The sequence below is a fragment of the Reyranella sp. genome (assembly GCF_965279465.1).
GTDB lineage: Bacteria > Pseudomonadota > Alphaproteobacteria > Reyranellales > Reyranellaceae > Reyranella.
Window position 1 is genome coordinate 1,974,529 of sequence record NZ_OZ257242.1, and the last position, 21,753, is coordinate 1,996,281.

Here is a 21,753-nt window from a genome sequence, read left to right on the forward strand (position 1 = left end):
CGCGCCGCACGGGTCACTTCCTGCGAATCGCGTCGATGCTCCACGGCCCGGCGCCTGCGGCGGCGAGATACAGGAACACGAAGCAATAGAGCACCGCGAGCTCGCCCTTGTTCAGGATGGGGTAGAAGCCCAGCGGGGCATGGACCAGGAAATAGGCAACGGCCGTCATGCCGGAAGCGAGGAAGGCTGCAGGCCGGGTGAACAGCCCCAACACCAGCAGGATGCCGCAAACCAGCTCGATGACGCCGGCATAGCCGGGCATCGAGTTCAGGTTGAATGTTGGCGGCACGACACCGGCGGGGAATTTCAGGATTTTGCCGGCGCCGTGCTGCAATAGCAGAAGCCCCGACATGATCCGCAGCACGCTGAGCAGCATCGGCGCCCATGACTTACCCAATTTTTCCATCCACTCAGTCCCCATTCTTTCGACAAGCGATGGGAACGACTATCAGTTCGTATTCGTCCTTGTCAGGCCACCAATATGTTACCAAGTGCTCGCACCGAAACTGATGTTTGCTATAGTCACGGCATCGAAGCGGCCGGAAGAACCGCAGTGTGTAAGCGTTGGGAGGGCGTAATGGCGACGGTCGAGATCCGCGACGTGCGGAAAGCGTTTGGCCCGGTCGAGATTTTACATGGGGTCAGCGTCGACATCGCCGACGGCGAATTCGTCGTTCTGGTCGGACCGTCCGGCTGCGGCAAGTCCACCCTGCTGCGCATGCTGGCGGGCCTGGAGAACATCACGGGCGGTGAGATCGCGATCGGCGGCAAGGTGGTGAACGCCGTGCCGCCCAAGGATCGCGACATCGCCATGGTGTTCCAGAATTACGCTCTCTATCCGCACATGACCGTGTTCGACAACATGGCCTTTTCGCTGACGCTGGCGAAGGCGCCGAAGTCGGTGATGGAGCAGGAGGTCGGTCGCGCCGCCAAGATCCTCGGCCTCGAGCAGCTGCTGCATCGCTATCCCCGTCAGCTTTCGGGCGGCCAGCGCCAGCGAGTCGCCATGGGCCGCGCCATCGTGCGCAACCCTCAGGTCTTCCTGTTCGACGAGCCGCTTTCCAACCTCGACGCCAAGCTGCGCGTGCAGATGCGCGGCGAGATCAAGGAATTGCATCAGCGGCTCAAGGTGACGACGGTCTACGTCACCCACGACCAGATCGAGGCCATGACCATGGCCGACAAGATCGTGGTGATGAACAACGGCAACATCGAGCAGACCGGCCGGCCACTCGATCTCTACGACAGGCCGGCCAACCTGTTCGTCGCGGGCTTCATCGGCTCGCCGGCCATGAACATGGTGAAGGGCACGATCGCCGGCGGCTCGCTGCGCATGGACGACGGCACCTTGTGGCCGCTGCCGGCCAATGGCGCTACGCACAAGGAAGGGCCCGCCGTCTACGGCGTGCGGCCTGAGCATCTGCAGCTCGACGGCGAAGGCATTCGCGCCACCGTGCAGGTGGTCGAGCCGACCGGGTCGGAAACCCAGGTGCTGATGCGCATTGGCGGCCAACCGGTGATAGGCGCCTTCCGCGAGCGCGTCATGGCGCGACCTGGCGACATCCTGCCCGTGCGGCCCGACACGGCGCTGGTTCATCTGTTCGACCAGCAGTCGGGCGCGCGGCTTTGAACGACCGGGCTCTATCTCCCTCCCCCGTCTGACGGGGGAGGGGATGTTGGTGCGTAAGTAAAAAGTAGGAGGGAAACGACAATGGTGTTCGTGATCAGGCGCCGCGAGGCGATGGCATTGGGTGCATCCGCGGCGGCTCTGGCGCTCGCTCGACAGGCGACCGGCCAGACCATTCCCAAGGGCGACGTGCCGCCGCTCAACCTGCCGATCGAGAAGGGCGCCACCTTGCGCCTGCTGCGTCCGGCCCGCTTCGTCGAGCCGGACGAGGTGATCTTCCGCGCCAACAGCGCCAAGTTCGCCAAGGAAACCGGCGTCGAGGTCAAGGTCGACCTGGTGGGCTGGGAAGACATCCGCCAGCAGACCGCGGTGTCGGCCAACACCGGCGCCGGCCCCGACATCATCCTCGGCTGGGCCGAAGATCCGCACATCTATGCCGACAAGGTGATGGAGCTCTCCGACGTCGCCGAATATCTCGGCAAGAAGTACGGCGGATGGATGTTTCTCGGCGAGAAGTTCGGCAAGAAAGCCAAGAGCAACAACTGGATCGGCATCCCGATGGGCGGCTCGGGCGGACCCCTCGTCTATCGCGTGTCGGCCCTCAAGGAAGCCGGATTCGACAAGGTTCCAACCGATCACGCCAGCCTGCTCAAGCTCTGCCAGGCCCTCAAGAAGATCAACAAGCCGGCAGGCTTCGCGCTCGGCAACGCGGTGGGCGACGCCAACGGCTTCGCCAACTGGATGCTGTGGAGCCATGGCGGCGCGCTGGTCGATGACGACGGCAAGGTCATCATCAACAGCAAGGAAACCCTGAACGCGCTGAACTTCGTGAAGGAACTCTATCCGAACTTCGTGTCGGGCACGATGTCGTGGAACGACATCAGCAACAACCGCGCCTACGCGTCGAACGAGCTGTTCTTCACCTCGAACGGCGTGTCGCTGTATTTCTCGCTGAAGAACGATCCGGCGACCAAGGCGATCGCCGACGACACCGAGCATGCGCCGCTGGTCAAGGGCCTTGCCGCCACGGCGCCGATGTCGGCGACCGTCCTGAACGGCATGGTGTTCAAGCACACCAAGTTCCCGAATGCCGCGAAGGCTTACCTGGCCTTCATGATGGAAGCCGAGCAGTACGATCCGTGGCTGACGGGGTGCCTCGGCTACTGGTCGCATCCGCTCAAGGCCTACGACAAGAGCAAGGTATGGGAGAGCGACCCGAAGATCGCGCTCTACCGCGACACGATGAACAACCAGTTCTGGAGTGGCTACAAGGGTCCGATCACCCAGGCTGCCGGCACGGTTACCGCCGAGTACGTCCTGGTCCAGATGTTCGCCTCGGTGGCATCCGGCCAGGCGACGCCTGCGGATGCGGCCAAGGAAGCCGAGCGCCGCACGCGCCGCTACTACCGCTAGGACGCCAAGGCACCGAACGGCGCGACCGGATCCCGGTCGCGTCGCTCTCCGGCCCTTCGGAGGAAGCATGACCGTCGCCACGATGACCGACTGGACCCGCCGCCGGCCACAGCCCCACTGGCTGGCGCGCCTTTTCGACTACAAGCCGTTCCTTGTGGTGGCGTGCCTGACGCCGGCGCTCGGCCTGCTCTTGGTGTTTCTGACATACCCGCTCGGTCTGGGCATCTGGCTGTCGTTCACCGACACCAAGATCGGCGGTGCCGGCAAGTACATCGGCCTCGACAACTTCGAATACCTGCTCGAGGACCCGCAGTTCTGGGGCGCGGTGTTTTACAGCGTGTTCTACACGGCGGTCGCGACCTTCGGAAAATTCGCGCTGGGCCTCTGGCTCGCCCTGCTGCTCAACAACCACGTGCCGTTCAAGAGCCTGCTGCGCGCCATCATCCTGCTGCCCTGGATCGTGCCGACCGTGCTGTCGGCGCTGGCCTTCTGGTGGCTCTACGATCCGCAGTTCTCGATCTTCTCCTATGTCGCGGTGGATGTGCTGGGCATCCGCAGCACGCCTTTCGACTTCCTGAGCACGACCTGGCCCGCCCGCTGGTCGCTGATCGCCGCCAATATCTGGCGCGGCATTCCCTTCGTCGCGATCTCCCTGCTGGCCGGTCTGCAGACGATCTCGCCGTCGCTCTATGAAGCGGCGCTGCTCGACGGCTCCTCGGCGTGGCAGCGCTTCCGCTACATCACCTTCCCGCTGCTGCTGCCGATCCTCGCGATCGTGATGACCTTCTCGATCATCTTCACATTCACCGACTTCCAGCTCGTCTATGCGATCACGCGCGGCGGTCCACTGAACTCGACCCATCTCATGGCGACGCTCGCCTTCCAGCGCGGCATCTCCGGCGGTGAGCTGGGCGAGGGCGCGGCGATCGCGGTGGCGATGATCCCGTTCCTCGTCGGTGCGACATTGTTCAGCTATTTCGCCCTCGCACGTCGCAAGTGGCAGCAGGGAGAGGCCGATGACTGACACGACCGCTGCGCCTGAGGCCAAGTCGTCCGCGACCATAGCGCCCGACCAGATGACGTGGGACAGCCGCTCGCGGCGGCTTGTCACCATCTATCTGCCGCTCGCGCTGTTCGTGATCGTGCTGCTCTTCCCGTTCTATTGGATGGCGATCACGTCGTTCAAGCCGAACGCCGAGCTGTACGATTACAAGAAGTACAATCCGTTCTGGATCGGCAGCCCGACGCTCGACCACATCTACAAGCTCCTGTTCGCCACCGCCTATCCGCGCTGGCTGATCGTGACGATGGGGGTGGCGATCTGCTCGACCACGCTGTCGTTGTTCTCCAGCGTGTTGGCCGCCTACTCGATTCAGCGGTTGCGCTTCCAGGGCAGCCAGTACGTCGGCCTGGCGATCTACCTTGCTTATCTGGTGCCGCCGTCGATCCTGTTCATTCCGCTGGCGACCACGATCCACCAGTTCGGGCTGTTCGACTCGCCGCTGGCGTTGATCCTGACCTATCCCACCTTCCTGGTGCCGTTCAGCACCTGGCTGCTGATCGGCTACTTCAAGTCGATCCCGTACGAGCTTGAGGAATGCGCACTGATCGACGGTGCGACGCGCCTGCAGATCCTGCGCCGCATTACGCTGCCGCTCGCGGTCCCCGGGCTGATCTCGGCCGGCATCTTCTCCTTCACACTGTCCTGGAACGAGTTCGTCTACGCGCTCGCCTTCATCCAGAGCAGCGAGAAGAAGACCGTCTCGGTCGCCATTCTGACCGAGCTGGTGTCGGGCGACGTCTATCAGTGGGGCTCGCTGATGGCGGGTTCGCTGCTGGGCTCCCTGCCGGTGGCGATCTTCTATTCGTTCTTCGTCGACTACTACGTGTCCTCGTTGACCGGCGCTGTGAAGGAGTAAAATGTCCACGGCGACAGGGGCGCGATGGATCCCGTAGCTCCTGATCGCAGCCAAGGATCTCTCAAGCCACTGTTCCCCCGGGCCCGATTGGGTGGGGCGTCGGCGTCGGGTTGACTTCCGGTGTCGGGATCTGGGCGGGCGGCATTTCCGGCGGAATTGGTTCGGTCTTGCCGGGTGTCGGAGGCGTGGCCGGCACGTCGGCGGGGAAATCGGGCTTGTCGTTCATGGTGGCTCCTCGTTCCGAAAAAGGAATGCCCGCCAGAAGCGGCGGGCATTCTCCGACTCAACCGGCACCTAACGATCGTGGTTGCCCTTGTCGGCGGCCGGCTTGTCGCCGGGCTGGCCGCCCTGGCCGGGCTTCTGGCCCGGATTGTTCTGCCGGTCGCGCTGCTGCTGTTCCCTCTGCTGCTGCTCGCGCTGCTGCTGCTCGCGCTGCTGTTGCGACGGGTTCTGGTTCGGATTGTTGTTCTGCTGGTTCATGGTTTCCTCTCCGCGTTCGCAGGCAACGGCCACCATGGCCGCCACTAAAGAGAAAACGCCCCTCGAAGCGCCGGGGTTGCCCGGCCCCCAAGCCTTTGACTCGGTTAGTTTTCCGCAACTTTTCCGATGCGCTGGACGGCGACTTCGAGGCGCCTGGCATCGTATTCCAGGAAGGACTTGAAGGCCGGCGCGTCGAGATAGGCGATCGGCGTCTCGACCTTTGCCATGGCATCCTTGAATTTGGGATTCTCGGCGGTGCGCCGCGCTGCGTCGCGCAGGATAGTCATCACCAGAGCGGGGGTCGCGGCCGGCGCCAACAGGCCCGACCAGATATGGAGAATGGCGTCGTAGCCAAGTTCCTTCATGCTCGGGACGTCGGGCAGGGAGGCGAGCCGCTTGTCGCCCCAGACGGCCACTGCCCCAGGAGGAGCCGGCGGTTCATTTGCCGGTCGGGCCGGCTTTCGCCGCTCCCTCTCGTGTGGCCGGATAGGTGGCGCTGAGCCCGAAGATGTCGACCAGCGCATTGGGCTCCATGACCCGGTCGATATCGGACAGGGCTGCCGTCTTGGACGGTGCAAGGTTGATCGCCAGCGTCCCCTTCGGCGCTTGCCAGTCGCCGATGAAGGAGGCGATGGCGTCGAGCGCCTTGAGCGTCGCGGGACCCTGCCCGTCGCAGAAAGCGGCGAGCGAGACGAGCGCCACGCCGACCAGGCCTTCGGCCGTCTGGCCCTGTTCCCGGGCGAGCGGCGGCAGCAGCTTGGCGAGCAGGCCGCTGTCGTCGACCGTGAGGGAGGCGATGCCCAGGCGGCCGTCATCCATGGCTTCAGCGACCTCGCTCGATTTCTCGCTGATTCCCTCGATCACGAGGTTGAGACCGAGCTTGGCCTGGCCGCGCAGGGCGACCTCGAGCTTGTTGAGCGTGAAGGTCTTGGCCTTGCCGTCGAGCCGGTAGTCGAGCACCACGTCGACCGGCACGCGCGGCACGCCGTATGGCGTGAGGACGGTGAACATCTCCTCGTCGCCGGTCATGCCTTCGATCTTCAGCTTGGCGAAGCGCGGCATCTCGTCGTCGTCGAGGTCCTTCATGCGGTCGAAGTCGAGTTCCTCGACTGTCAGCCTGTCGATCTTGAGCGTGCTCGCCTTGTCGCCGGTGGAGGAGCTCGCGGGCATCACGGCGACCACGTCGGTCAGCACGAAACCGGCGTTGCCGAGCGGCTGGGAGCCGCCATAGACGAACTTCTCGAGCTGGATCTGTGGCTTGATCTCGCGCTCGAAACGCTCCAGCCCGTTCTGCGCCAACGCGCCGGCCGCCAGCACTGTCCAGGCCAGCACGGCCGTCATGAGAAGCCTGATCAACCGCATCGCATCCTCCGCTCGATCACAGCGACCGTATCACGTCAGGACATGGCCTGCTCGGCGAGCTTTGTATCGACGCACTCCTCGAAGGCGATGTCGCGACGGAGCGCACCCGCTGCGCGCATCGCAGAATGCAATCGGTCGTATCCCTCGCGGTGGATCACCGGATCGCTGCCCCACAGGCCGAGCGCGCGATAGCGTTCGATGGCCCCGGCAAAGACCGTCGGCGCCACGTCAGGGAAGTAATCGCGCAGTCGGTCTGCGATCTCCGAGGCCGGCGTGCGCGCGAACCAGCCCAGCGTGCGATGGACGGCACGGGTCATCTTCAGAAGTTCATCGTGGTGGCGCTCGAGCACGCCGCGGCGGGTGACGAGGGTGGTGTAGGCGGTGCGGCCGCGCGTGGCGGCGGCGTACCAGAGATGGCCCGCGCCGGAGGCGAGCAGCCGCTCGGCATGGGGCTGGAACAGATGGACGGCGTCGAGGGTGCCGGCGCGCAGGGCCGCCTCGTTTTCCTCCATCGTGCGATCGGCGATGGGCGCCAGCGCGACCGGATCTACTCCGGTGCGGCGGAGATCGTCGGCGAGGCAAATCCATGGTGTCGGCACTTCGGAGACCGTGGCGAAGCGCAGGCCTTTCAGGTTGGCGAAGCGGAAGTGGGGCCGCGGCGTAGCGCCGATGATGAAGAACGGGTCGCGTGCCACGACGTCGCAGAAGCAGACGAGATCGGACCGGGGATCGCTGTCACGCGACATCATCACCCGGAGCGGACCGCCCCACATGACATCGACCTCGCCGGCGAGCAGCGCCTTCACCGCAGCCGGTGGGCTGGGCGACGGCACCAGGACCACGTCGACGCCGGCTTCCGTGAAGGCCCCCGTGGCATGGGTGGCATAGAATGGCGCGTAGAAGAGCGCGCGAAAATTCTCGGACAGACGGATTGCCATTCGATTTGGACCTCGGTGCAGGAGCGCAACACTGGCGCGCCCGCTTCGGCGGGCCTTTTCTTTGTGCGGACGCGCACATACAGTCTGCATGAACCGGGAGGGAGAAACCAATGAAGAGCATGAACCGGCGTGAGGCACTGATATTGGGAGGCGCTGCGGCATTCACGGCAAGCAGCGAGGCCATGGCCCAGGAGCCGCCGAAGCCTGCCCAGATCGTCGTCAACCACTCGGGCGGCTCGATGGGCACGGCAATGCGCAAGGCCTTCTTCAACGGCTTCGAAAAAAAGTACGGCATTCGCGTGGTCGAGACGAGCCCGGCTGATTTCGGCAAGCTGCGCGCCATGGTCGACTCCGGCAATGTCGAATGGGACGTGACCGAAATCGGCGGCCAGGATGCGATCCGCGCCACGCAGATGAAGCTTGTCGAGAAGATCGACGACAAGATCGTCGACCGCTCGAAGTATCCCGAGAAGGCGCGCTCGCCCTACGTCTTCGCCTCCTCGGTCTACACGACGATCATCGGCTACCGCACCGACGTCTTCAAAGGCGGCACCCAGCCCAAGAGCTGGGCCGACTGGTGGGACGTCAAGAAATTCCCTGGCGCGCGCTCGATGCGCGACCATCCGACCGACAATCTCGAGTTCGCGTTGATCGCCGACGGCGTGCCGATGGACAAGATCTACCCGATCGACTTCGACCGCGCCTTCAGGAAGCTCGACCAGATCAAGCCGCATGTCAGCGTCTGGTGGGCGACCGGTCAGCAACCGGCGCAGCTCTTGCTAGACAAGGAAGTCGTGCTGGCGACCGGCTGGAACGGCCGTTTCTACGACCTGATCAAGAAGGGTGGGCCGATCGAGATCGAATGGAACCAGGGGGCGCTCAAGCAGGGCAGCTTCGTCATCCCGCGCGGAGCGAAGAACCCGTACTGGGGCCAGAAGATGCTCGCCGAGATGTCGGTGCCGCAGCAGCAGGCGGTCTATGCCAGCGAGCTCGGCTATCCCGGCCTGAATCTCGAGGCGCTGAACTTCGTCGACGCCAAGGTGAAGCCCTACCTGCCGACCCAGTACATCGACAAGCAGTTCTGGATCGACGACTCCTGGTACGCCGAGAACGGCAGCAAGGCGCTGGAGCTGTGGAATGCCTGGAAGCTCAAAAAGGGCTGATGAGTGGCGTCACGGTCGGCTGATCTGCAGGTCGAAGGTCTGGTCAAGCGCTTCGGCGAGGTCATGGCGCTCGACGGCGTATCGCTCGAGATTGCTTCCGGCGAGTTGCTGACGATCCTTGGACCGAGCGGCTCGGGCAAGACAACGCTGCTGAAGGTCGTGGCGGGCTTCGAGACGCCCGATGCCGGAACGGTGCGGGTCGATGGCAGGGACATCACCGCCCTGCCGCCGGCCCGGCGCGACATCGGCATGGTGTTCCAGAACTATGCCTTGTTTCCGCATCTCACGGTCGAACGCAACGTCGCCTTCCCGCTCGAGATGCGCAACGTGGCGCGGCCCGAGATCGAGCGGCGGGTCGCCGAAGCACTCGGACTGGTCGAGCTCGGGAGCTATGGAAAGCGCTTGCCTCGCCAGCTTTCGGGCGGTCAGCAGCAGCGAGTGGCGCTGGCCCGCGCCATCGTCTTCAACCCGCGCCTGTTGCTGCTCGACGAGCCGTTCGGCGCGCTCGACCGCAAGCTGCGCGAGACCATGCAGCTCGAGGTGCGCCGCCTTCAGCGCCGGCTCGGCCTCACCACCATCTTCATCACCCACGATCAGGAAGAGGCGCTCGTCCTGTCCGACCGCATCGCCGTGATGAACAAGGGGGCGATCCAGCAGGTCGCGTCGACGACGGAGATCTACGAGCGACCGGCCAACGATTTCGTCGCCGACTTCGTGGGCGAGAGCAACATCTTCCATGGCACGGTGACGGAGGTCGGCTCGGTCACGCTCGAATCAGGCCGCCGCCTTCTGATTGCCCATAGTGCACCGGTCGGCACGCGCGTCGGCGTGCTGATGCGGCCGGAGCGTTTCGGCCAGGGCGTGAATTCCTTCAACGGCGAGGTCAAGGAGGCTGTCTATCTCGGCTCCTCGCTCAAGCTCAGGGTCGCGTGCGACGACGGCCTCGAGCTGATCGTGCGCCAGCCGGTGCGCGGTCCGCTGCCGGCGACCGGCAGCCGGGTCAGCATCGCCATCGAGCGCGAGTCGATCCATGTGTTTTGAGTATGTGTTCTGAGGCGCCCTGTTCCTTTTTCCTTTTCTTCACCTCCCCCGCTCGCGGGGGAGGTGGCAGCGTCTTCGCTGAGGGAGGGGGTGTGACGCACCATCTTCGTTGCCTTCCCCCTCCGTCGCGGATTACCGCGCCACCGCCCGCGCGAGCGGGGGAGGGAGGTGAGACTTGAGCGGGCAGATCAGAGGCTTCTGGCCGGCGCTTCCAGCGCTCATCCTGCTCTTCCTCTTCTTCCTCTTTCCCGTCGTGCGCATGCTGGGCTTCAGCATCGAGGCCGGCACGCTCGACTGGTACGCCAAGGCGCTGAGCGAAGGCCTCTACCTGCAGGTCTTCTGGAATACCTTCGAGATCGCGCTGCTGGTGACAGCGATATGCCTGCTCCTGGGCTACCCGCTGGGCTTCCTGATCGCCACCACGACGCCCGGCTGGGCGACGCTCGGCTTCATCTTCGTGCTGCTGCCGCTGTGGACCTCGGTGCTGGTGCGCACCTACGCCTGGATGGTGCTGCTCGGCCGCAACGGCGTGTTCAATCGCTGGCTGATCGAGACCGGCGTCATCTCCGATCCGCTGCCGCTGCTGCACAACTTCAACGGCGTGCTGATCGGCATGGTCCATGTCCTGCTGCCCTACATGGTGCTGCCGATCTACGGCGCGGTGCGGCGGCTCGATCCTGCTCTCGTCGCGGCGGCAGAGGGGCTGGGCGCCTCGAACTGGCGGATCTTCTGGCGCATCTACCTGCCGCTCACCCTGCCCGGTATCTTCGCCGGCGCGGTGATCGTGTTCGTGCTGTCGCTCGGCTTCTACATCACCCCGGCGCTGCTCGGCGGCGGCAAGGTCATGATGGTGGCCGTGATGATCGAGCAGGAGGTCCGCCAGACGCTGAACTGGCCCTTCGCGGCGGCTCTCTCCGCCGTGCTTCTGGCGTTGACGCTCGGCGTCTACAGCGTCGCGCAGTCCTTCACCGGGCGGGAGGCGCAGCGATGAGCCGCCGCGCCCTCGTCCTCGCCTGCGCGGCGATCTACCTCTTTCTCATGCTGCCGCTGCTCGTGGTGTTTCCGATCTCACTCAGTTCGGCGCCCTACATGCAGTTTCCGCCGCCCGGCTTCAGCACGCAGTGGTACGAGCGCTATCTCGACGATCCGCAATGGATCGATGCCACGGTCCGTTCGCTCTACATCGGCGCCGCCACGGCCGTGCTCGCTTTGGCGCTGGGCGTCCCGCTCGCCTTCAGCCTGGCTCGCGGCAGGTTCATCGGCCGCGCGCTGCTCGATCGCATCGCCCTCGCGCCGCTGGTCGTGCCGACCATCATCCTGTCGGTAGGCCTCTACGGCCTGTTCGCCAAGTTGAAGCTGATCGGCGAGTGGTACGGTCTGGTTCTGGCGCACACCGTCCTCGCCTTGCCGTTCGTTGTGCTGGTGATCGTGGCCGGCCTGCGCGATTTCGACCGTGCGCTCGAGCAGGCCGCCGAAGGGCTAGGGGCCAGCCGGGTGAAGACCCTTCTGCGAATCACGCTTCCGCTGTTGCGGCCGAGCCTAGTGTCCGCCGGCCTGCTGGCTTTCATCTCCTCGTTCGACGAACTGGTCGTGGCGCTGTTCCTGGCCGGGCCGAACATGACCTTGCCCAAGAAGATGTTCGACAACATCCTGATGGAGATCGATCCGACGATCGCCGCGGTGTCGGTGATGCAGATCCTGCTGGTTTCGATCGTGCTCGTTCTGATCGGCCGCTTCGGGCGGGGACTGAGCGGCAGCGCGCGTTAGGGGAGCACCATGGCCGACAGCGTCTTCCACAAGGACTTCAAGAGCATGCCGTGGTGGTGGGAATGGTGGCATCCGTCCAACGAGCTGAGCCAGGACCCGCCGCTCAAGACCGACGTGCTGGTGGTCGGCGCGGGCTACGGCGGCCTGTCGACGGGGCTCGAGCTGGCGCGCTCCGGCGTCGAGGTGACGGTGCTGGAGCGCGGCGATTTCGGCGTCGGCGCCTCGACCCGCAACGGCGGCGGGGTGAGCGGCGGCACGACGATGGGCAAGGGCTTCTCGGGCAAGGGCGTCGGCGGCGATTCCGAGGCCTGGAAGAAGATCATGCAGCGCATGCTGGCCGACGCCGCCGATTCGCTGACCCAGGTCGAGACCGTGATCCAGCGCGAGGGCATCGAGTGCCACTGGCGCATGAACGGCCGTTTCAGCGGCGCCTACACGCCGCGCCACTTCAGGGAGCAGGCGGCCAAAGTCGGCACCTACAACGCCAGCGCCGGGCTTGGCACCTACATGGTGCCGCGCGAGCAACAGCGCGAGGAAATCGCGTCGGACTATTATCATGGCGGGATGGTCGTGGAGCGCACGGGGCAGCTCCATCCGGCGCTCTACTATGGCGGTCTCCTGAAGGCAGCGCATCGCGCCGGCGCCAGGCTCTGCGCCAATTGCGACGCGGAAAAGATCGAGCGCAAGACCGGTGGCTTCCGCGTGCTCACGAGCAAGGGCCCGATCGAGGCGCGCGAGGTCGTGATCGCGACCAACGGCTACACAACGGAGCTGACGCCGACGCTGCGGCGCAAGCTCGTCCCGGTGGCGAGCCACATCATCGCGACGGAGGAACTGCCCGAGGACCTGGTGCAGAGCCTGATCCCGAAGAACCGGGTGGTGAGCGATACCAAGCGGGTGCTCTGCTATTATCGCCAGTCGCCCGACAACAAGCGGGTGATCTTCGGTGGTCGCGCGCGCTTCACCCAGGTGCCGCCCGAGGTGAGTGCGCCCGTGCTGCACGGCTACATGCTGGAGCGCTGGCCGCAGCTCAGGGGCGTGAAGGTCACCCACGCCTGGACCGGCAACGTCGCCTTTGCCTTCGACTTCCTGCCGCATATGGGCATGGAGCAGGGCATGCATTACCTGATGGCGTGCAACGGCTCGGGTGTGGCGATGATGAGCTATCTCGGCTACCAGACCGCCCGCAAGATCGCCGGCGGCTCGAACGCGCCAGTCAATGCATTCGACGGCCAGGATTTCCAGACCGTGCCGTTCTACAACGGCAATCCCGAATGGGTGCTGCCGCTCGTCGGTGCCTGGTACCGCACCCGCGATTGGTGGGATCGTGCTACGGCATGATTGTGGTCATCGATCGGAGACGAGGCGCTCATGTCCGAGGCGTGTGACGGCAAGAAGTCCGCTGTCCTCTTCGATGAGGTTTAGATCCAGAAGCCGTATGCGATGATCGTCTGGCAGCGCAGAGAGAGTGCCCTCGGCCAATTCGCGCAACGAGTTGAGTTGGGCCTGGCTGAGCGGCGCGATAAGACCGCGCGGCATACTTCGGATATCGCGAACCATGTCAAACCTCCTTTGTCGTGAGGGGTTCAACGCGGCGTCGCGCCGGAAGTTTGGTTGCGATATTCTTGGGGCGGTGGGAACTGCCGCCGTTTGGTCCCAATCCTTCAAGCCGAATTCGTGCTGGGAGCGCGGGTCTCCAGACCCGCTCGGAATCATGAGCGGGTCGGAGACCCGCTCTCCCAGCGGGAGAATGCCAACGTCAGTTCGCGTCGAGCGCGTGCACGGCGGTAGGCGAATCGAGCAGCGACACCAGAACCCGCTCAAGCGACTCGGGCTCGATCGGCTTCTGCAGCAGCGGGATGTTCGCGTACCGTCGATCAATGCTGTCGCGCTGATATCCGGTCAGGAAGATGAAGGGCACGCCGTTGGCGATCAGATAGTCCGCGAGCGGTTCAGCGAGCTCGCCGGCAAGATTGAAGTCGAGCAGGGCGCCGTCGAAACGCTCGTTGCGTGCGGCCGCGATGCCGTCGGCGAGCCGCGCGTAGGGGCCGAGGACGGTGGCGCCCCGGCTCTCGAGCAGCTTCTTGGCCATCATGCCGACCAGGAATTCATCCTCGACCATCAGCAGTCGCTTGCCCGACAGGCTGAGGGCGTGGCCGTTGCCGTCGGCTTTCGGCGAGGGCGCTGTCTTCTGCGGCGCCGGCTCGGGATTGACGATCTGGGCGCGGGGAATGAGCAGCCGGCAGCACAGGCCCTCCGGGCGCCAATCGTAGTGAACGCCGCCGCGGAACTGCGCCTCGATGCTGGAGCGCACGATCGAGAGGCCGAAGCCGAGCGACGAGGGCGGCGCGGCCGGCGGTCCGCCGGTCTCCAGCCATTCGAGGTCGAGCGCGTCGGGCCCTATCGACCAGGTGAGCGTCAGCTTGCCGGTGTCCGTCGACAGCGCGCCGTACTTGGCGGCGTTTGTCGCAAGCTCGTGCACGGCGAGCGCGACGGCCTGCGCCGTCGCCGGCAGCAGCATCGCGGCGGGGCCGTCGGCCGTTACCCGTTCGCGGTGGTCGGCGCGATAAGGTGCCAGCTCCTCATCGACGATCTGGCGCAGATTGGCACCCTGCCAGCGCGTTGCCGACAGGAGATTATGCGTTGCCGCGAGCGCATGGATGCGGCCCTCGACGGTCGATATGAAGTCGGCTGTGGTCTTGGCCTTGGTGAGCCGCAGCACGGACAGTACGACCGCCAGCATGTTCTTGGCGCGATGATCGACCTCTCGGGCCAGCAGGAGCTGACGCTCCTCGGCGCGCTTGCGGTCGGTGACGTCGACGGTGACGCCGGTCATGCGCACAGGCTTGCCGTCGGCGTCGTGCGAGATGATGCCGGCGCCGTAGCACCAGCGCACCTCGCCGCTCGGCCGGACGATGCGGAACTCCACCTGGAAGCGCGGCTCGCCGGTGGCGACGATCGCCGTCACCGAGTTCCTGTCGCGATCCTCCGGATGCATCATCGCCTCGATGCGTTCCGCCGTCGGATGGAACGTCTTCGGATCGACATCGAAGATCCGGTAGGGTCCCTCGTCCCATTCGACATGGCCGGTCGTGAGATCGACTTCCCACGAGCCCATGTTGCCCGCCGACAAGGCGATCGAGCGGCGTTCCTCACTTTGGCGCAGCTTCTCGGTCTGGGCTTCCAGCTCGGCGGTTCGGGCAGCGACACGTTTCTCGAGCTCGGAATTCATCGTCTCGAGCTGACGGGTCTTGCGGAAAAGCTCGATGAAGACGCGAACCTTGGCGCGCAACACTTCCGGCACCACCGGCACGGTGACGTAGTCGACCGCACCGATCTCGTAGCCGCGCAGATGGTCCGTCTCGGCGATCTGCACGCCCGAGACGAAGATCATGGCCAGCTTCTGGAAGCGCGGATGGTCGCGGATCATCGCGGCCAGCTGGAAACCGTCGATCTGCGGCATCACCACGTCGATCAGCACGACGGCGACCTCGGTCTTGAGCAGGATGCCGAGCGCCTCGTGCGGCGAGTTCGCTTTGATCAGGTTCTCGCCTAGCTCCTCGAGGATGACCTCGTAGGACAGGAGCTTGGCGGGCTGATCGTCGACCAGGAGGATGTTGACCTTGTCCATGGCGTCCTTGGGGAGCGGATCCTAGACGCTCGCCTCAGCGATGCAGCCAGAGCCGCAGCGCGCTGAACAGCTGCTCGGTGTTGACCGGCTTGGCGAGGTAGTCGGAGGCGCCGGCCTCGAGGCACTTCTCGCGGTCACCCTTCATCGCCTTGGCCGTGAGCGCGATGATCGGCAGGCGGCGCAGCGCGGAGTTGCTGCGGATCAGCGTGATCGTCTCGTAGCCGTCCATCTCCGGCATCATGATGTCCATCAGAACGATCGCGACCTCCGGTGAAGTCTCCAGGATCGAGATCGCCTCCCGGCCGGTGGTCGCGGTCAGTACGTGCATGTTGCGCCGCTCGAGCGCGCTCGACAGGGCAAAGATGTTGCGGGTGTCGTCGTCGACCACCAGCACGGTGCGGCCGGCCAGCATCTCGTCCGACGCGTGCAGGCGCTCGAGCAGCCGCTGCTTGTCTGCCGGCAGGTCGGCAGCGACCTGGTGCAGAAAGAGCGCCGTCTCGTCGAACAGCCGTTCAGGCGAGGCCGCGCCTTTGACCACGATCGAGCGCGCCATGGTGTGAAGCTGCGCATCCTCCTCGGGCGAGAGATCGCGGCCGGTGAAAACCACCACCGGCAGGTCGGCGAGGGTGGTGTCCTTCTGCAGCTCCTCCAGCACCTCGAAGCCCGTCATGTCGGGTAGACGCAGATCGAGCACCATGCAGTCGAAGCGACCCTCGCGCAGCTTGTCGAGGGCACCGCGGCCGGTCTCGGCGGTCTCGATCTCGATGTCGGGGTGCGACAGCAGCTCACTGACGCCGAAGCGCTCTGCTTCGTTGTCCTCGGCGATCAGCAGCCGCTTCCTGCGTGGCTTCACGTAGTCGCTGATCTTCGACAGAGCGATGCTCAAGCCCTCGGTGGTGGTCGGCTTGCTCATGTAGGAGAAAGCGCCGCGCGCCAGGCCCTGCTGGCGATCTTCGTCCATGCTCAGGATCTGCACCGGGATATGGCGCGTCTCGAGCGTGCGCTTGAACTGGCTGAGCACGTTCCAGCCCAGCATGTCGGGCAGGAAGATGTCGAGCGACATGGCAACCGGCTTGTATTCCAGCGCGAGGTCGAGCGCCTCCGCGCCACGTGCCGTGACCAGCGCCTTGAGGCCGGCGGCATGCGCGGCATCGACCAGGATACCGGCATAGTTCGGGTCGTCCTCGACGATCAGCAATGTCGGTTCGCCCGGTAGCAGGTTGTGGCGGTCGTCGGGAAACTGGTCGGCGAACTGCTCCGGCAAGGCGACCTGCGGCACCGGCGCGGCGCCCGGAGCGGGCTGGCGGACCGCCGTGCGCGGACCGGTGTACATCGTCGGCAGGAAGAGCGTGAAGGTCGAGCCCATGCCTGGCGTGCTGCGCAAGGTGAGCTCGCCGCCGAGCAGCTGGGCCAGCTCCCGGCTGATGGCGAGGCCGAGGCCCGTGCCGCCGTACTTGCGGCTGGTCGAGGCGTCGGCCTGCTGGAACGCCTCGAACACGATCTTCTGCTTCTCGATCGGAATGCCGACGCCGGTGTCGGTGACCTCGAAGGCCACCACCGAGCTGGCCTGGTTGAGAGCGGTGTTGTCCGATCGCCAACCGCTCTTCACCGGCAGGACGCGCAATCGAACGCTGCCCTGGGCGGTGAACTTGAGCGCGTTCGACAGCAGGTTCTTGAGGATCTGCTGCAGGCGCTTCGAATCGGTGACCAGGCTGCGCTGCAGCGACGGATCGACCTGGACGTCGAAGCCGAGGCGCTGCGACTCGGCCTGGTGGCGGAACGGCCGCGCCACGGTCTCGAGCACATTGGTGAAGAAGATCTCCTCGGCATCGACCGTGACGGTACCCGACTCGATCTTGGAGAGATCGAGGATGTCCGAAATCAGGTTCAGGAGGTCGGTGCCGGCGCCGTGAATGGTGCGGGCGAACTCGACCTGCTTGGCCTTGAGGTTGCCGTCGGGATTCTCGGCGAGCTGCTGGCCCAGGATCAGGATCGAGTTGAGCGGCGTGCGCAACTCATGGCTCATGTTGGCCAGGAACTCCGACTTGTAGCGCGAGGTGAGCGCCAGCTCGGTCGCCTTCTCCTCCACCGCGCGGCGGGCTTGCTCGATCTCCTGGTTCTTGCGCTCGACCTCGGTGTTGCGCTCGGCGAGCTGCTGCGCCTTCTGCTCGAGCTGCTCGTTGGTCTGCTGCAGCTCGCTCTGCTGGCTCTGCAGCTCGCCGGCGAGCTTCTGGCTCTGCTGCAGCAGGTCCTCGGTCTGCATCGTGGCTTCGATCGAGTTCAGCACGATGCCGATCGAGGCGGTGAGCTGCTCGAGGAAGGCGATCTGAAGCTCGGTGAAGTCGCTCAACGAGGCGAGCTCGATGACCGCCTTGACCTGGCCCTCGAACAGAACCGGCAGGACGATGATGCTCTTGGGTGCCGCGGTGAACAGGCCCGAGGTGATCGGACGGGCCGAAGGCGGAATGTCGGCGATCAGGATCTGGCGGCGGTCGGCGGCGCACTGGCCGATCAGTCCCTCGCCGATGCGCAGCATCTCGGGATGGCCGTCGCCGACCGAATCGGCGTAGACCGAGAGAAGGCGCAGGCTGGCGTTGTCGAGGCCCTCGTTCTGGGTCTGGTAGATCACCGCCTGGTGCGCGCCGACCAGCGGGGTCAGCTCCGACAGCATCAGCCGGCCCACGGTACCGAGGTCGCGCTGGCCCTGCAGCATGTTGGTGAACTTCGCGAGGTTGGTCTTGAGCCAATCCTGCTCGGTGTTGCGCTCCGTCGTGAGACGGAGATTGTCGATCATGGTGTTGAGCTTGTCCTTCAGCTCGGCCATCTCGCCCAGCGCGTCGACCTGGATCGACCGCGTCAGGTCGCCCTTGGTCACCGCGGTCGCCACCTCGGCGATGGCGCGGACCTGGGTCGTGAGGTTGGCCGCCAGGTTGTTCACGTTGCCGGTGAGGTCCTTCCACACGCCGGCGACGCCGGGCACCTGCGCCTGTCCGCCGAGCTTGCCTTCGGTGCCGACCTCGCGCGCCATGCGGGTCACCTCGCCGGCGAAGCCATTGAGCTGATCGACCATCGTGTTGATGGTCTCCTTGAGACGGAGGATCTCGCCCGAGGCATCGACGGTGATCTTCTTCGACAGATCGCCGGTCGCGACGGCCGTGGTCACCTCGGCGATATTGCGAACCTGGGTGGTGAGGTTCGCCGCGAGCATGTTCACGTTGTCGGTGAGGTCCTTCCAGGTGCCGGCGACGCCCGGCACCTGGGCCTGTCCGCCGAGCTTGCCCTCGGTGCCGACCTCGCGCGCTACGCGCGTGACTTCGCCGGCGAATCCGTTGAGCTGATCGACCATCGTGTTGATGGTTTCCTTCAGGCGCAGGATCTCGCCCGAGGCATCGACGGTGATCTTCTTCGACAGGTCGCCGCCCGCGACGGCAGTCGTGACGTCGGCGATGTTGCGGACCTGGGTGGTGAGGTTGGCTGCCAGCAGGTTGACGTTGTCGGTGAGGTCCTTCCATACGCCGGCGACGCCCGGCACCTGCGCCTGTCCGCCGAGCTTGCCTTCGGTGCCGACCTCGCGGGCGACGCGGGTCACCTCGCCGGCGAAGCCGTTGAGCTGATCGACCATCGTGTTGATGGTCTCCTTGAGCTGCAGGATCTCGCCGCGCACGTCGACGGTGATCTTCTTCGACAGGTCACCGCCGGCGACGGCGGTGGTCACTTCGGCGATGTTGCGGACCTGACCGGTCAGGTTGGTCGCCATGAAGTTGACGTTGTCGGTGAGGTCCTTCCAGGTGCCGGCGACGCCGGGGACCTGGGCCTGTCCGCCGAGCTTGCCTTCGGTGCCGACCTCGCGGGCGACGCGGGTCACCTCGCCGGCGAATCCGTTGAGCTGATCGACCATCGTGTTGATGGTTTCCTTCAGGCGCAGGATCTCGCCCGAGGCATCGACGGTGATCTTCTTGGACAGGTCGCCGCCCGCGACGGCGGTGGTCACGTCGGCGATGTTGCGCACCTGGGTGGTGAGGTTGGCTGCCAGCAGGTTGACGTTGTCGGTGAGGTCCTTCCATACGCCGGCGACGCCCGGCACCTGCGCCTGTCCGCCGAGCTTGCCTTCGGTGCCGACCTCGCGGGCGACGCGGGTCACCTCGCCGGCGAAGCCGTTGAGCTGATCGACCATCGTGTTGATGGTCTCCTTGAGCTGCAGGATCTCGCCGCGCACGTCGACGGTGATCTTCTTGGACAGATCGCCGCCCGCGACGGCGGTGGTCACCTCGGCGATGTTGCGCACCTGGCCGGTCAGGTTCGTCGCCATGAAGTTGACGTTGTCGGTGAGATCCTTCCACGTGCCGGCGACGCCGGGGACCTGGGCCTGTCCGCCGAGCTTGCCTTCGGTGCCGACCTCGCGGGCGACGCGGGTCACCTCGCCGGCGAAGCCGTTGAGCTGGTCGACCATCACGTTGATGGTCTCCTTGAGCTGCAGGATCTCGCCGGACACGTTGACCATGATTTTCTTGGACAGGTCGCCGCGCGCCACGGCGGTAGTCACTTCGGCGATGTTGCGCACCTGGTCGGTGAGATTGCCGCACATGGCGTTCACCGAGTCGGTGAGGTCCTTCCAGGTGCCGGCGACGCCCGGCACGATCGCCTGCCCGCCGAGCTTGCCTTCGGTGCCGACCTCGCGCGCCACGCGCGTCACTTCCGACGCGAAGGAGCGGAGCTGGTCCACCATGGTGTTGATGGCTTCCTTGAGCTGCAGGATCTCGCCGCGCACATCGACAGTGATCTTGCGCGACAGATCGCCGTTGGCCACGGCGATGGTCACGTCTGAGATGTTGCGCATCTGTGCCGTCAGGTTGTTGGCCATCGAGTTGACCGACTCGGTCAGCTCGCGCCACACCCCGGTCACTTCGCTCACCTTGGCCTGGCCGCCGAGCTTGCCCTCCGTGCCGACCTCGCGCGCTACGCGGGTCACCTCCGAGGTGAATACCGAGAGCTGCTTGATCATGGTGTTGACGATGTTGGCCGAGCGCAGGAACTCGCCCTTGAGTGGCCGGCCGTCGACGTCGAGCCGCACGGTCTGCAGCAGGTCGCCCTGCGCCACGGCGGAGATCACTCGGGTCACTTCGGTGGTCGGCCACACCAGATCGTCGATCAGGCTGTTGACCGAGGTTTCCATCTCGCCCCAGGCGGCGGTGGAGATGCCGAACTTCACCCGCTGACGGGTTCGGCCCTGCTCGCCGACGGCCTTGCCGATACGCTCGAGCTGCTGGGCCATGTTCTGGTTGGCCGCGACGATCTCGTTGAACAGCACACCGATGCGGCCGAGGGGACCTTCACTCTCGCGCGTCAGGCGGACCGAGAAATCGCCGGCGCGCATTCCCTCCATGGCGCGCAGCAGCTCGCGGAGGTCGGAGGCGTGCTGGGCATCGTTTCGCGACCCCGCCGGGACAGGGGCACCCTTGGCGGGCGAAACCGTGTCGATGCTCATTGCGAATCCCCAAGGCTGCTAGAGCGCTGCAGGACCCGAAAAAGTCACACGGGCGTGCGGGAACCCATCCCGTTCACCCTGAACCCGCCCCGCAACTCGATACAAACGCCGCGGGGTGGCTTCGGTTGCGTGGAAGGATCGAATAAATCCCGCAGCCAGCTTTGGTATCAGGCCGGCGGGGCGACCGACAAGCCGTTGACCTTGTGCTTTGCAATCAGGCTCGCGATCAGGCCGGACTTCTTCGCCTGCTCGACGAAGGCCGCAATGTACTCGGCGCCCGCCCTGGCCGGCTTGTTGCAGCCAACGGCTTGCTGCACGGCGCTGAACTTGCCGTCGAGGATGGTGGCGCCCGGCATCTTCTTGATGTCCTTGAGCAGGCCCGGGCGCAGGCCGGCCAGCACGTCGATCTTGTCCTCGACGAACTTGTTGAACGCGCCGTCGAGGCCCGCGATCTGGATCAGCTCGGCATTCTTGATGTTGTTCTCGAGCCACAGGCCATAGGCCGAGCGCGCCGAGGTGACGACCTTCACGCCCTTCCTGTCGACCTCGGCGATCGATTTGATCGGCGAGCCCGGCGGCACCATGTAGGTCGCCTCGATCTCGACATAGGCCGCGCTGAAGGTCATCACTGCCGCGCGTTGCGGCTCGGCGCCGATCAGCCCGATGTCCCAGACGTTCTTGCCGGCTTGGTCGGCCAGTTCGCCCGGGCTCTTGAAGGTGACGTAGTGGATCGGCACGCCGAGCGAGTTGGCGATCTCGCGCGCCACGTCGGGCGCCACACCCTCGGGCTCCCCCGTCGGGCTGCGGCCGGTGACCAGCAGGAAGTTGGAGAGGTTGATGCCGGCGCGCAGGACGCCGGTGGGAGCGAGCTCAGCTCGGGCTTGGTCGGACATGAAGCCAGTCTATACTGCCGACGAGGGGAGTGAA

19 protein-coding genes are annotated in these 21,753 nt (G+C 65.3%); 9 read left to right on the plus strand and 10 right to left on the minus strand.

Going from position 1 to position 21,753, the window contains the following annotated elements; all coding sequences use genetic code 11:
* Positions 1 to 13: 13 nt before the first annotated feature.
* Entirely contained in the window at positions 14 to 406 is a 393-nt protein-coding gene (locus ACQY8M_RS09670) for a DoxX family protein (RefSeq protein ID WP_428671277.1), read from the minus strand.
* A 171-nt stretch (positions 407 to 577) separates the two neighbouring features.
* Here ACQY8M_RS09670 and ACQY8M_RS09675 point away from each other — a divergent pair, with 171 nt between their 5' ends.
* The 4 genes from ACQY8M_RS09675 to ACQY8M_RS09690 all read left to right on the plus strand — a co-directional run bounded on the left by ACQY8M_RS09675 (position 578) and on the right by ACQY8M_RS09690 (position 4,959).
* Complete coding sequence (locus ACQY8M_RS09675) at positions 578 to 1,630, plus strand: ABC transporter ATP-binding protein (protein WP_428671279.1); 1,053 nt, start codon at positions 578 to 580, stop codon at positions 1,628 to 1,630.
* A gap of 81 nt (positions 1,631 to 1,711) precedes the next feature.
* Complete coding sequence (locus tag ACQY8M_RS09680; RefSeq protein WP_428671281.1) at positions 1,712 to 3,040, plus strand: ABC transporter substrate-binding protein; 1,329 nt, start codon at positions 1,712 to 1,714, stop codon at positions 3,038 to 3,040.
* 67 nt (positions 3,041 to 3,107) lie between these two features.
* The gene (locus ACQY8M_RS09685) at positions 3,108 to 4,064 is read left to right on the plus strand and encodes a carbohydrate ABC transporter permease (protein ID WP_428671283.1); all 957 of its coding nucleotides are present in this window, start codon (positions 3,108 to 3,110) and stop codon (positions 4,062 to 4,064) included.
* The gene (locus tag ACQY8M_RS09690) at positions 4,057 to 4,959 is read left to right on the plus strand and encodes a carbohydrate ABC transporter permease (protein WP_428671285.1); all 903 of its coding nucleotides are present in this window, start codon (positions 4,057 to 4,059) and stop codon (positions 4,957 to 4,959) included. The genes ACQY8M_RS09685 and ACQY8M_RS09690 overlap by 8 nt, the downstream gene beginning before the upstream one ends.
* A 61-nt stretch (positions 4,960 to 5,020) precedes the next feature.
* On the opposite strand, the gene ACQY8M_RS09695 is transcribed toward ACQY8M_RS09690, so the two are convergent.
* The 5 genes from ACQY8M_RS09695 to ACQY8M_RS09715 form a co-directional block, all read right to left on the minus strand.
* Positions 5,021 to 5,185, minus strand: coding sequence for a hypothetical protein (locus ACQY8M_RS09695; protein WP_428671287.1), 165 nt, complete (start codon positions 5,183 to 5,185; stop codon positions 5,021 to 5,023).
* 68 nt (positions 5,186 to 5,253) lie between these two features.
* Positions 5,254 to 5,439: a hypothetical protein gene (locus ACQY8M_RS09700; protein ID WP_428671289.1), complete on the minus strand. Its 186-nt coding sequence runs from the start codon at positions 5,437 to 5,439 to the stop codon at positions 5,254 to 5,256.
* 104 nt (positions 5,440 to 5,543) lie between these two features.
* A complete protein-coding gene (locus tag ACQY8M_RS09705) occupies positions 5,544 to 5,855 on the minus strand; it encodes a tripartite tricarboxylate transporter substrate-binding protein (RefSeq protein ID WP_428671291.1) in 312 nt (103 codons plus the stop codon).
* Between the two features lie 22 nt (positions 5,856 to 5,877).
* Positions 5,878 to 6,801, minus strand: coding sequence for a hypothetical protein (locus ACQY8M_RS09710; RefSeq protein WP_428671293.1), 924 nt, complete (start codon positions 6,799 to 6,801; stop codon positions 5,878 to 5,880).
* 35 nt (positions 6,802 to 6,836) lie between these two features.
* Positions 6,837 to 7,739: an ABC transporter substrate-binding protein gene (locus ACQY8M_RS09715; RefSeq protein WP_428671295.1), complete on the minus strand. Its 903-nt coding sequence runs from the start codon at positions 7,737 to 7,739 to the stop codon at positions 6,837 to 6,839.
* 110 nt (positions 7,740 to 7,849) lie between these two features.
* Between ACQY8M_RS09715 and ACQY8M_RS09720 the strand changes: the two genes are divergently transcribed.
* The 5 genes from ACQY8M_RS09720 to ACQY8M_RS09740 all read left to right on the plus strand — a co-directional run bounded on the left by ACQY8M_RS09720 (position 7,850) and on the right by ACQY8M_RS09740 (position 13,051).
* The gene (locus ACQY8M_RS09720; RefSeq protein WP_428671297.1) at positions 7,850 to 8,902 is read left to right on the plus strand and encodes an ABC transporter substrate-binding protein; all 1,053 of its coding nucleotides are present in this window, start codon (positions 7,850 to 7,852) and stop codon (positions 8,900 to 8,902) included.
* A gap of 3 nt (positions 8,903 to 8,905) precedes the next feature.
* Positions 8,906 to 9,943, plus strand: a complete 1,038-nt coding sequence (locus ACQY8M_RS09725) for an ABC transporter ATP-binding protein (protein WP_428671299.1) — start codon at positions 8,906 to 8,908, stop codon at positions 9,941 to 9,943.
* 175 nt (positions 9,944 to 10,118) lie between these two features.
* Complete coding sequence (locus ACQY8M_RS09730) at positions 10,119 to 10,934, plus strand: ABC transporter permease (protein WP_428671301.1); 816 nt, start codon at positions 10,119 to 10,121, stop codon at positions 10,932 to 10,934.
* Positions 10,931 to 11,710, plus strand: coding sequence for an ABC transporter permease (locus tag ACQY8M_RS09735; protein ID WP_428671303.1), 780 nt, complete (start codon positions 10,931 to 10,933; stop codon positions 11,708 to 11,710). The genes ACQY8M_RS09730 and ACQY8M_RS09735 overlap by 4 nt, the downstream gene beginning before the upstream one ends.
* A 9-nt stretch (positions 11,711 to 11,719) precedes the next feature.
* On the plus strand, positions 11,720 to 13,051 hold the full coding sequence (locus ACQY8M_RS09740; RefSeq protein ID WP_428671305.1) for an NAD(P)/FAD-dependent oxidoreductase: 1,332 nt from the start codon (positions 11,720 to 11,722) through the stop codon (positions 13,049 to 13,051).
* Between the two features lie 6 nt (positions 13,052 to 13,057).
* Here ACQY8M_RS09740 and ACQY8M_RS09745 read toward each other — a convergent pair whose 3' ends face one another.
* From ACQY8M_RS09745 to ACQY8M_RS09760, 4 genes are all read right to left on the minus strand, one after another.
* On the minus strand, positions 13,058 to 13,270 hold the full coding sequence (locus ACQY8M_RS09745; RefSeq protein ID WP_428671307.1) for a hypothetical protein: 213 nt from the start codon (positions 13,268 to 13,270) through the stop codon (positions 13,058 to 13,060).
* A 199-nt stretch (positions 13,271 to 13,469) separates the two neighbouring features.
* On the minus strand, positions 13,470 to 15,341 hold the full coding sequence (locus tag ACQY8M_RS09750; RefSeq protein ID WP_428671309.1) for an HWE histidine kinase domain-containing protein: 1,872 nt from the start codon (positions 15,339 to 15,341) through the stop codon (positions 13,470 to 13,472).
* 34 nt (positions 15,342 to 15,375) lie between these two features.
* Positions 15,376 to 20,826, minus strand: coding sequence for a HAMP domain-containing protein (locus tag ACQY8M_RS09755; protein ID WP_428671311.1), 5,451 nt, complete (start codon positions 20,824 to 20,826; stop codon positions 15,376 to 15,378).
* Positions 20,827 to 20,993: 167 nt separating this feature from the next.
* Positions 20,994 to 21,719 carry a transporter substrate-binding domain-containing protein gene (locus tag ACQY8M_RS09760; RefSeq protein ID WP_428671313.1) on the minus strand — a complete coding sequence of 242 codons (726 nt, stop codon included), beginning with the start codon at positions 21,717 to 21,719 and terminating at the stop codon, positions 20,994 to 20,996.
* Positions 21,720 to 21,753 lie beyond the last annotated feature (34 nt).

What these genes read in the sequence shown, in the direction of transcription:
- ACQY8M_RS09680 (WP_428671281.1), top strand. Translation starts at nt 1,712, where the DNA reads ATGGTGTTCGTGATCAGGCGCCGCGAGGCGATGGCATTGGGTGCATCC.
- ACQY8M_RS09735 (WP_428671303.1), top strand. Translation starts at nt 10,931, where the DNA reads ATGAGCCGCCGCGCCCTCGTCCTCGCCTGCGCGGCGATCTACCTCTTT.
- ACQY8M_RS09690 (WP_428671285.1), top strand. Translation starts at nt 4,057, where the DNA reads ATGACTGACACGACCGCTGCGCCTGAGGCCAAGTCGTCCGCGACCATA.
- ACQY8M_RS09720 (WP_428671297.1), top strand. Translation starts at nt 7,850, where the DNA reads ATGAAGAGCATGAACCGGCGTGAGGCACTGATATTGGGAGGCGCTGCG.
- ACQY8M_RS09755 (WP_428671311.1), bottom strand. Translation starts at nt 20,826, where the DNA reads ATGAGCATCGACACGGTTTCGCCCGCCAAGGGTGCCCCTGTCCCGGCG.
- ACQY8M_RS09695 (WP_428671287.1), bottom strand. Translation starts at nt 5,185, where the DNA reads ATGAACGACAAGCCCGATTTCCCCGCCGACGTGCCGGCCACGCCTCCG.
- ACQY8M_RS09700 (WP_428671289.1), bottom strand. Translation starts at nt 5,439, where the DNA reads ATGAACCAGCAGAACAACAATCCGAACCAGAACCCGTCGCAACAGCAG.
- ACQY8M_RS09710 (WP_428671293.1), bottom strand. Translation starts at nt 6,801, where the DNA reads ATGCGGTTGATCAGGCTTCTCATGACGGCCGTGCTGGCCTGGACAGTG.
- ACQY8M_RS09740 (WP_428671305.1), top strand. Translation starts at nt 11,720, where the DNA reads ATGGCCGACAGCGTCTTCCACAAGGACTTCAAGAGCATGCCGTGGTGG.
- ACQY8M_RS09745 (WP_428671307.1), bottom strand. Translation starts at nt 13,270, where the DNA reads ATGGTTCGCGATATCCGAAGTATGCCGCGCGGTCTTATCGCGCCGCTC.
- ACQY8M_RS09685 (WP_428671283.1), top strand. Translation starts at nt 3,108, where the DNA reads ATGACCGTCGCCACGATGACCGACTGGACCCGCCGCCGGCCACAGCCC.
- ACQY8M_RS09750 (WP_428671309.1), bottom strand. Translation starts at nt 15,341, where the DNA reads ATGGACAAGGTCAACATCCTCCTGGTCGACGATCAGCCCGCCAAGCTC.
- ACQY8M_RS09715 (WP_428671295.1), bottom strand. Translation starts at nt 7,739, where the DNA reads ATGGCAATCCGTCTGTCCGAGAATTTTCGCGCGCTCTTCTACGCGCCA.
- ACQY8M_RS09675 (WP_428671279.1), top strand. Translation starts at nt 578, where the DNA reads ATGGCGACGGTCGAGATCCGCGACGTGCGGAAAGCGTTTGGCCCGGTC.
- ACQY8M_RS09670 (WP_428671277.1), bottom strand. Translation starts at nt 406, where the DNA reads ATGGAAAAATTGGGTAAGTCATGGGCGCCGATGCTGCTCAGCGTGCTG.
- ACQY8M_RS09760 (WP_428671313.1), bottom strand. Translation starts at nt 21,719, where the DNA reads ATGTCCGACCAAGCCCGAGCTGAGCTCGCTCCCACCGGCGTCCTGCGC.